Annotated in this window: 8 protein-coding genes; all 8 read right to left on the bottom strand. The window is 47.5% G+C overall.

The genetic code is table 11. The annotated features are described in order from the left end of the window. Positions 1-157 precede the first annotated feature (157 nt). The 8 genes from QUA25_RS28220 to QUA25_RS28185 all read right to left on the bottom strand — a co-directional run bounded on the left by QUA25_RS28220 (position 158) and on the right by QUA25_RS28185 (position 7,351). Positions 158-715 carry a hypothetical protein gene (locus tag QUA25_RS28220; RefSeq protein ID WP_333042968.1) on the bottom strand — a complete coding sequence of 186 codons (558 nt, stop codon included), beginning with the start codon at positions 713-715 and terminating at the stop codon, positions 158-160. Beyond that, positions 703-972 carry a hypothetical protein gene (locus tag QUA25_RS28215; RefSeq protein WP_333042966.1) on the bottom strand — a complete coding sequence of 90 codons (270 nt, stop codon included), beginning with the start codon at positions 970-972 and terminating at the stop codon, positions 703-705. The genes QUA25_RS28220 and QUA25_RS28215 overlap by 13 nt, the downstream gene beginning before the upstream one ends. Beyond that, positions 969-1,196 carry a hypothetical protein gene (locus QUA25_RS28210; RefSeq protein WP_333042965.1) on the bottom strand — a complete coding sequence of 76 codons (228 nt, stop codon included), beginning with the start codon at positions 1,194-1,196 and terminating at the stop codon, positions 969-971. The genes QUA25_RS28215 and QUA25_RS28210 overlap by 4 nt, the downstream gene beginning before the upstream one ends. Further along, entirely contained in the window at positions 1,193-1,672 is a 480-nt protein-coding gene (locus QUA25_RS28205; protein ID WP_333042964.1) for a hypothetical protein, read from the bottom strand. Before QUA25_RS28205 ends, QUA25_RS28210 begins: the two co-directional genes overlap by 4 nt. Positions 1,673-1,677: 5 nt before the next feature. Next, positions 1,678-2,127: a hypothetical protein gene (locus QUA25_RS28200; RefSeq protein WP_333042963.1), complete on the bottom strand. Its 450-nt coding sequence runs from the start codon at positions 2,125-2,127 to the stop codon at positions 1,678-1,680. A 225-nt stretch (positions 2,128-2,352) separates the two neighbouring features. After that, a complete protein-coding gene (locus QUA25_RS28195) occupies positions 2,353-3,012 on the bottom strand; it encodes a hypothetical protein (protein WP_333042961.1) in 660 nt (219 codons plus the stop codon). 286 nt (positions 3,013-3,298) lie between these two features. Further along, complete coding sequence (locus QUA25_RS28190; RefSeq protein ID WP_333042959.1) at positions 3,299-6,469, bottom strand: plasmid replication protein, CyRepA1 family; 3,171 nt, start codon at positions 6,467-6,469, stop codon at positions 3,299-3,301. 531 nt (positions 6,470-7,000) lie between these two features. Beyond that, positions 7,001-7,351: a hypothetical protein gene (locus tag QUA25_RS28185; protein WP_333042957.1), complete on the bottom strand. Its 351-nt coding sequence runs from the start codon at positions 7,349-7,351 to the stop codon at positions 7,001-7,003. Between the last annotated feature and the right edge of the window lie 126 nt (positions 7,352-7,477).

Raw genomic sequence — 7,477 nt, 5'->3', positions numbered from 1 at the left:
TCTTTCTGTAGGTATAGCTTTCCTACATCTTAAGATATATATTTTTTCTTTACATACGTACCGGGTTTCACCCCCCCCGGTTGAACTTTCTTCGAGCGGGCAGCGTGGCCAGGGGGGGCGGGCCATAGCCCGGCTGCTCCCCCCTGGCCCACGTTCTTTATACTCCTTCTTCACTAAATTTTTTAACTAATTCCTCAAGCTGCTTTTTACCTTCAGAGAATTTACGCCCCTTCTTACCCAAGATATTTTCTATAATCCAGGTCGCAGTTTTCCCTTCGACTTGTGCAGCTTCCACTTTCCACCACAGTTGTAAATCACTAGCATCAGCCTCGGAAGTGGTAGCGGAAGTTTCTGGTTGGAAGTCGTTGCTATATATAGCTTCCAGCGCTTCCCGTTTAGCTTCCACTTCCTCCTCGGAAGTTGCCAAAATTGCCTCAGCTTCCTTGCGCCGCTGTTGCTCTGATATGTAGATGGAAGTGCTAAGCTCATCCGCTACATCGGCATCAATAGCCCGCTCTTTCATTGCCTCAAACTCTTCTGCCTTGGCTAATTTAAGAGCCGAGCGCCGTGCCTCGAAACAGCAACCAAAACCAGACACCAGGGCGATGCCTTGAATGAAGTTGTGTAAAGGAATTTTGCGAGAGAAAATAAACGGAGGAGCCAGCCAGAGGGTAAGTCCCGAAACCGACAATACAGAAACTCTCAGGAGCGACATAACATCACCCCCACGCCAACTAAAGCACCTACTGTACTGGCAATCAATCTGAACCTAAATTGCAGCAAGTTTATTTTGAGGATTGCAATAATTGCATCGTCGAGCAACCAGGCAGCGGCACTGACAATGAGTTTGAGGGCAAAGAGGGCTTGCACAAACAAGAGCAGGGAAGGATGCAGCGATGCCAACCAGCAAAGGAAGCTGGAGGCGATTGCAGTCAGCAGAAAGTTGTTGCCGAGAGCGATCGCTTTTATCATTCCCGATACCTCAAGATGTTGTTGATGTAATCTTGGGCTGATTCATGCGCCTCGAACTCCGAAGGACAATGCCCCCCATCTATTAGCGCGATAAATTGCCCGTCGCGGTAAATGAATTTATTGTCTCGAAAAATTTGCCAGCCCCAGCCAGCATCCTGGTAAACTCGGACAAAGTAACCGTTGTGCCAGTATCGGGCATCTCTTGAAAGGAGTTTCAGAATCATTCTTTAGTCCCTCCGAGTAACTTAGCTTTGATAGCCTCAATCCTTTCGGTGGCGCGATTCTCAGCTTTCTCAAGCCCTACCCCTAGCTTGGCGTATCCGGGAGCCAAGCCGAGCAGGTGTTTAGCCAACCCCACATCAGCTTGTTTTTTGGTCAGTTCCACGCTGGCAACCACTTTTTGATGCTTGCGATAAGCCTTATGTACTGTGCCATCCGCTTCCTCAATCTGACTCGTAGCCTTGAGGTATTTTTTCGTGTAACGAGCGCCCTCAACTTTTTCCTTTGCCAGTTTCTTCCGCTCGTCAGCTTCCTCTTTGGTGTAATAGCGCGGAGCCTCAATTATTGCTGCTGTGCGGATGCTGGCAAAGTTGCCGGGATTGAGCGGTGTAATTACCCCCGCATCAGTTGGAGCAGCCAGTTTCTCAGATTTACTCGTGATGGCGTCAGAGATTTCGCCGCCAAAGAGTTTTGTCATCATGCCCATTATTTTGCTCCGATTTGAATGTTTACGCGGATGGGAGGAAATAAGTTCAGAGGGTTAATCTGCCGCCACATGGACATAGCCAGCACAAAGACCCCCGCCGATGCGAGTACAAATGCGACGAGTTGAGCAAGGTCAACCCAATCTAGAAAACTGATGGAATTTTGGGGAGTGAATCTGCACACCGGGGATAAACCATTATTAATCCATCCGCTTGTGTCACGCGATTCACTGTCTACAGGACAAAGGATGCGCTCAATACATTGACATGAATCCAAGTGCTCATTTTTACGCCCTGGGCAGTCAACGCAGTAAGCCTCGCAAACAGCTTTCCAGGTGGAAGTTTTGGAGAGTTTGCCAAATTTTTTGGCTTCATCGTTAGTTAATCCGAGGCTGTAAGCGTGAGCTTTCAGGTGGTCAATACGGCGATAGCTGGCGATGGGTTCAGTCATAGCAGAACCTCACGTCAAACATGAATAATTGCGATCGCCCCTTAAGACAATCGGCTGAATATGGCATTATGGTTAGGCTCCAAGCGTTCTTGAACAACGTTTGGGGAAGTCGTGACTTGTTCGGTGTTGCTAGCACCGCTCAGTCGCGCGTCAATCTTCCTTAATTACTTACGATCGCAGTATTCGAGCCATCTTGTCAAGGGATGGCTGTAAAGTTTTGTCGCCTCAACCTTCGAGCAGTTCTAAAAGAAACTCCACATCGGCAAGCGTGACGGCTGATTTCTTGCGCTTAGCTTTTAACTGGTTGAGTAGGTCGGCCGCTTCTGGTAAATCTTGGCTGGCAGCGGCTAAATTTTGTTTTAGGTCGGCGAGCTGTTCTTGCAATTCGCCAATTTCTAGCCTCAGTCGAGATTCTGCGGGATTAGGTTTAAAGCTATACCCGCGCTCTAGTTCCCGAATCCTATCCGCTTGCTTGAGCATGGTTGCCTTTGCATCTGCTAGTTCGCCCCTCGCATCGCTCAATTCACGCTGCCAGCGGATTTTCTCAAGCTTCATACAGTTTTCTTCACGATGCAGTTCTGCCGCTACTTCCTTGACCTCTTTCTTAAGTTGGGCGAGTTCTGCCAGTTCTGCTTCTAACTCAGCCCGAATAGTAGCTGTGTCATGCGGTTCAGTACCTCCAACGTCAACGGAATTGCTAAGTTGATTATTAGCTTTTAGTGCTGTGTCACGCGGTTCAGTGTTTTGGTCAAGTTGTCGGGCATAGTCGAGAGTAGCATCAGCCAAGGCGATCGGAACTCGAATCGTGCGAGTTGGACCACTCTGCCAAGCAGCTTTAAACCGAGAATGTTTGATTGAATCTTCGTGTCCTTTAGGGTTAGGCATAAAGTCGAATCCCTTGTGTCAAGCGTTTCACTTACTATAGCAGGAGTGCCAAGTAGTGTCAAGCGCGTGACACACGAACTTTTGGTGTCCTTGCGGACGGCATGGCGGATATTTTTCCGATTTCTGCATAAAACTTTTGCACTGCGAAATAAATTACTAGCAGAAATCGTAAAAATCCCGCTAGGGGTTTACGCGGGGAAACGGGTATTTCCCAGCCTAGAGCTTGAAACCATTACAACGAGGTTACAGGGTGAGGTTAGGTATTGATAACTGGTTTTATAAATATCTATTCACTAGCCCAGCGGATTTGATGCGGCCAAGCCAACACCTCGCTCCATCGCCCGAATTGCTCGATAAGCATTCGATATTGAGCGCCATCTGTGGTGGCCAAGAATGAGCCTCGCACCCACTGTCCCCAGCGCTGCACCCATGCCGTTCTGCCAATTGGTTCTGTCTGCGGTTCTGCCTGTTCTGGCAAAGGTTCCACTGTCACAGATGATTGCTGTATTTGTTTATTTATAGCTTCATCTGTGACAACCTCAAAGCCTTGCTGTTCAAGCAATTCAGCCTGTTTCAAATCTTCCATTTTTTTGACCAGGCGAACGGCTGTAAGCTCAGCCAAAATATCCCAATTTTCAGGGAGGGAGCAAATCCGCTGAGCACCCTTTGAAGTAAGTTTGGTGGTAGCTTCTGGCTGATATCGGTAAGACCAGACGCGCTCAGAACCCTCTCGAATTTGTTGGGCAATGAGTTTGACGCCGATAGTGGCTAGCAAGCGGTTAATGTAACGCATGGGAGCTTTTTTATCGGGATAGCCCAGCACGTTAGCAACAGCTTTTTTCTTGCAGCGCTTGATAAAATTTCGCACTTCGGGAGAGTCAGCAGTCCAGGAGGTATCAGGATTGAGAAATCCTTCGATTCCCAGATTTTTTAAGAGCCGCAGCTTCAACCAGCGATCGGAAATGTCAGGCAGGAAAGTGCGGAGCTGTTGCTTCCACTTGCGACGCTGTAAATATTCGGCATCCTCATGGTTTTTAAAAAGATATGAAGCTTCGAGCTTGTTTAATAAAGTGCGGTCTTCAAAACGAACGAGCCGAACAAACTCCCACGTCCACAGAGCCAAGCGTTCTATTCCTGGGAACCGAGCCTTGAGTCGAGCTTTTATGGCTTGACAGCGTTCTGCCCAGGACGCGGAATAACTGCGTTCTATTTCTAGGGCTTCATTTAGAGTGATATCATCAGCGTCGAATATCTGTTTAGCCGCTTTGTCGCGACATTCTTGTTTGGCTTCAAAGTGTTCGTTTGACTCAGAGCTACCAGCTTGTACCCACTGCGGAGCATAACCGCCAGCCTCAAAAGCTTTGAAGAGATACCCCCGCAAATCACGCCGCTCAAAGTTTTCTTTAGCTTTGATTTTGCAGTAAGTCTCATGATGGGGCGACTGTACTTGTTGGGCGATCGCTTCTCTTGTGGCTATGCTCAGCACTTCATCGGTCAGAGCCAAGGCTTCAGCAGTTACTCGCTCTTCAATGGCTGCACTGATTTGTTTGTAGTAGGTTGCGTCACCGTCTTTAGATGACCCCAAGCCACGCTCAGCAGCAAAAACAGTAATTCTCTCAGGATGGCGGACGCGACGGCTCATTTGTAAGCACTCGTCTACACCGATCGTTCCCACAAACCAAGAGAACATATCTGAGAATTTGTGCAGGATGGAAATATCTACCCCAGATTCTGCCGTAGGAGAATAAATCAGCCATGAGGGCTGTTGTTCGCGAATATAGGCATCAGGGTCAGCCAAAAATTCTTTAGCCCACGCCTCAGTTACAGTTTTTGCTGTGAGGAGGATGCCTTCACCGTGCGAAACCTGTAGAAGTTCTGCCATTGCCTCAGCTTTTTCAACGGAGTCTGTAGCTATGGCAGGACAGACAGCAGCAAGAATTTGCTGGGTGTACCATTCATCAAATTTCTTCAAAGATTTACCAGCTTCAGGGACGACAAAAAATACTGGGGGTGTGTCGCCGTTGAATAAGTTTTGAATCTTGGTTGCAGCCTTGCCAGAGAGCCGGGAAACGTAACTAACAACCCAGTCAGCTTGATGTCCATCTGTGAGGATAATGCGATCTGCCTTTTGGCAAGCAAGTTCAAAGCGTTCTAGAACGTCAAGCCGTTTGTCAAAGAGCGTTCTGCTAGTTAAAAGGTGCTTGATAACACTTGCAGACTCGTCAATTATCAGAGTGCAGCCTTCAAGCCGTTCTAAGGGAATTTTAAGGAGGGAATCTACACACAGAGTCAAGCGAGCGTCAGGGTTCGCAAACATTTTGTAGCCACCGTGAACATCAAGGTGGTAACTGTTCAGTTTTTCGGCAAGCTGCAAGCCTAAGCTGTTGCGGTAGGTGAGATTAATTTGAACGCCCGTTTTGTCTGCCGCTACCTTATTTTTAAGATATTCAGTTTTGCCAGTGCCAAGACCGCTCTTAATAGCTGTGATTTTTCCGCTTGCGGGAGCATCGGTGTCAAAGTATCGCGAACGGGTAAGGATATCGGGAGAGAACCCACGGTGCATCCGCCACAAACGCTCGTTTTGTATTTTAGAGAACGGCTCAGCAGCCAACAACACAGCATCAACATCACCACCAGCAACCAAAAAATCATCAACACCTTTAGCAGGGCCGGGCAGAGTTGCAATTTTTGCGATCGCTATTTTGAACAATTTTGCTAGGGTGCTAGCGGCGCGAAACTCTTGACTATTGGAGTAATCCCCAGCGCGATAATCAAAGACGATTGTGATTTCACGTTCTGCTGTGTCAAGCGGTTGAAGTGTTGTATGCAGTTCCCGCGCCGATGCTCGCTGGTATTCTGTCCCGTCAGATTTTCTTACTGTTTCCCCGCGTTCTGTAACTTTATAACCTGTGTGAATTCCTGGTAATCCGATTGCTGCATAACCGCGAGAAATTAGCGCCGCTGCTTTCTTCTCACCTTCAGTGATTATGATCGGGCAACCGCTGGCAATTACCCAGTCCCAAAATCCAAGCGCTTCCCCATTAAATCCGACAACTGGAAAATCGGGCATTGATAACCCAGCTTTAGCCGCGACCGAGCGCCACACTTCGACAGTCACAAGCGGACAAAAGACTTTTAGGGGCTTGCCTTGGGGCTGATAGTATCTACGGGAGCGTCCTTTTTTGTCAAATGCGATCGGTTCCCCAGTCAGTTGCCGGAAGCGGCCATTAGATATCCAACCACTCGCACCCTCGCACTTTGCATAATTTCTTTTGGCTTGAGCGCTGCCACTGCAGCTGTTAGTTGTGGGGTCAGTGTCGCGATAAAGCAGGTCGTAGATGGCTCGACCGCTAACAGGTTCAAAGTTTAGAGTATAGATTTTAGGATTGATGCCAGACTTGACTACGCAGTCCTGAAAGCTTAAATCTATACCCTCAATAAGGTATGATGTATTCATGATGTTGGCTCGCCGTAAACGAGCTTGACCACCAAAGACCGCTGATTACAGGTTCCAATTGTTTGCAGCGGTTTTTTGGTGACTACTTGAGTTTGTGAACAATTTAGAGCTTACATTGGAATTCGCTCACTAAAAATAAGCGAACGGATAGGAAGGTCACTGCGAGCGCAACCATTCGATTCAATCTTTGGAAGAGGAATAAAGACCAGCGGGGGGTCACGATTCGACTCAATCTTGCAAAGGTCAGTGTCAGGAGTTGTAGGCGCGTCTATGACCCAGAAGAAAATCTCAACTAACAGCTCAAAAAAGTGGGTTCCAACAAAAACACGAAGCATTGTTTTGATGTCATTCTTAATGGCGCGCCCCAGTTTATGAATGACTATAGTCCAAAAAGTCCTGTGTTTTTTCCAGTCTCGTCTAATCTGTTGCCCCTCAAATATGCAAGGGAGTCCCATCTCCGAAATAAGGGAGAACTCGTCCTCAACAGATTTGATGCAAGAAAGTAGATCCATACTTTTTAGCTTATAGCGTTCAAAGCACTTTGAGTCTTTGTTTGCGGAAGGATTTTAATTGAGCTTTGAGGCTCTCAACCTCCGACTGCAATTGCTTATTTTTAACCCCCAGGACTTCCGCGCAATAGTGCAGATAGTTAAATTGCATCGCTTTGGGGCAATCCCAGTCTGGCGAGTCTTCATCCTCAAAAGATTGTAGAACTCGAAAGGACTGCTGTCCGTCAAGGTAGCGGGCAACTTCCATCACCTCATCTGCCAAAGAAATCGGAACTCTAATAGTCTTAAAACCGCTGCGTGTACTCCATTGGGGAGGACGACCAGCCCCTAACCGCTTTCCCCCACGCCTAGCCCTTCTAACTGATTCAATCATACAATCAAGGAAAATATTAATAAAGTTTGGTAGCTCAGAAATATCTACATCTTTCTGTAGGTATAGCTTTCCTACATCTTAAGATATATATTTTTTCTTTACATACGTACCGGGTTTCACCCCCCC

The organism is Microcoleus sp. Pol17C6 (genome assembly GCF_036701145.1).
Classification (GTDB): Bacteria; Cyanobacteriota; Cyanobacteriia; order Cyanobacteriales; family Microcoleaceae; genus Microcoleus.
The sequence above is the reverse complement of the archived record's forward strand: the minus strand, read 5'-3'. Positions and strand labels throughout refer to the sequence as shown.

What these genes read in the sequence shown, in the direction of transcription:
- QUA25_RS28220 (WP_333042968.1), bottom strand. Translation starts at nt 715, where the DNA reads ATGTCGCTCCTGAGAGTTTCTGTATTGTCGGTTTCGGGACTTACCCTC.
- QUA25_RS28215 (WP_333042966.1), bottom strand. Translation starts at nt 972, where the DNA reads ATGATAAAAGCGATCGCTCTCGGCAACAACTTTCTGCTGACTGCAATC.
- QUA25_RS28210 (WP_333042965.1), bottom strand. Translation starts at nt 1,196, where the DNA reads ATGATTCTGAAACTCCTTTCAAGAGATGCCCGATACTGGCACAACGGT.
- QUA25_RS28205 (WP_333042964.1), bottom strand. Translation starts at nt 1,672, where the DNA reads ATGATGACAAAACTCTTTGGCGGCGAAATCTCTGACGCCATCACGAGT.
- QUA25_RS28200 (WP_333042963.1), bottom strand. Translation starts at nt 2,127, where the DNA reads ATGACTGAACCCATCGCCAGCTATCGCCGTATTGACCACCTGAAAGCT.
- QUA25_RS28195 (WP_333042961.1), bottom strand. Translation starts at nt 3,012, where the DNA reads ATGCCTAACCCTAAAGGACACGAAGATTCAATCAAACATTCTCGGTTT.
- QUA25_RS28190 (WP_333042959.1), bottom strand. Translation starts at nt 6,469, where the DNA reads ATGAATACATCATACCTTATTGAGGGTATAGATTTAAGCTTTCAGGAC.
- QUA25_RS28185 (WP_333042957.1), bottom strand. Translation starts at nt 7,351, where the DNA reads ATGATTGAATCAGTTAGAAGGGCTAGGCGTGGGGGAAAGCGGTTAGGG.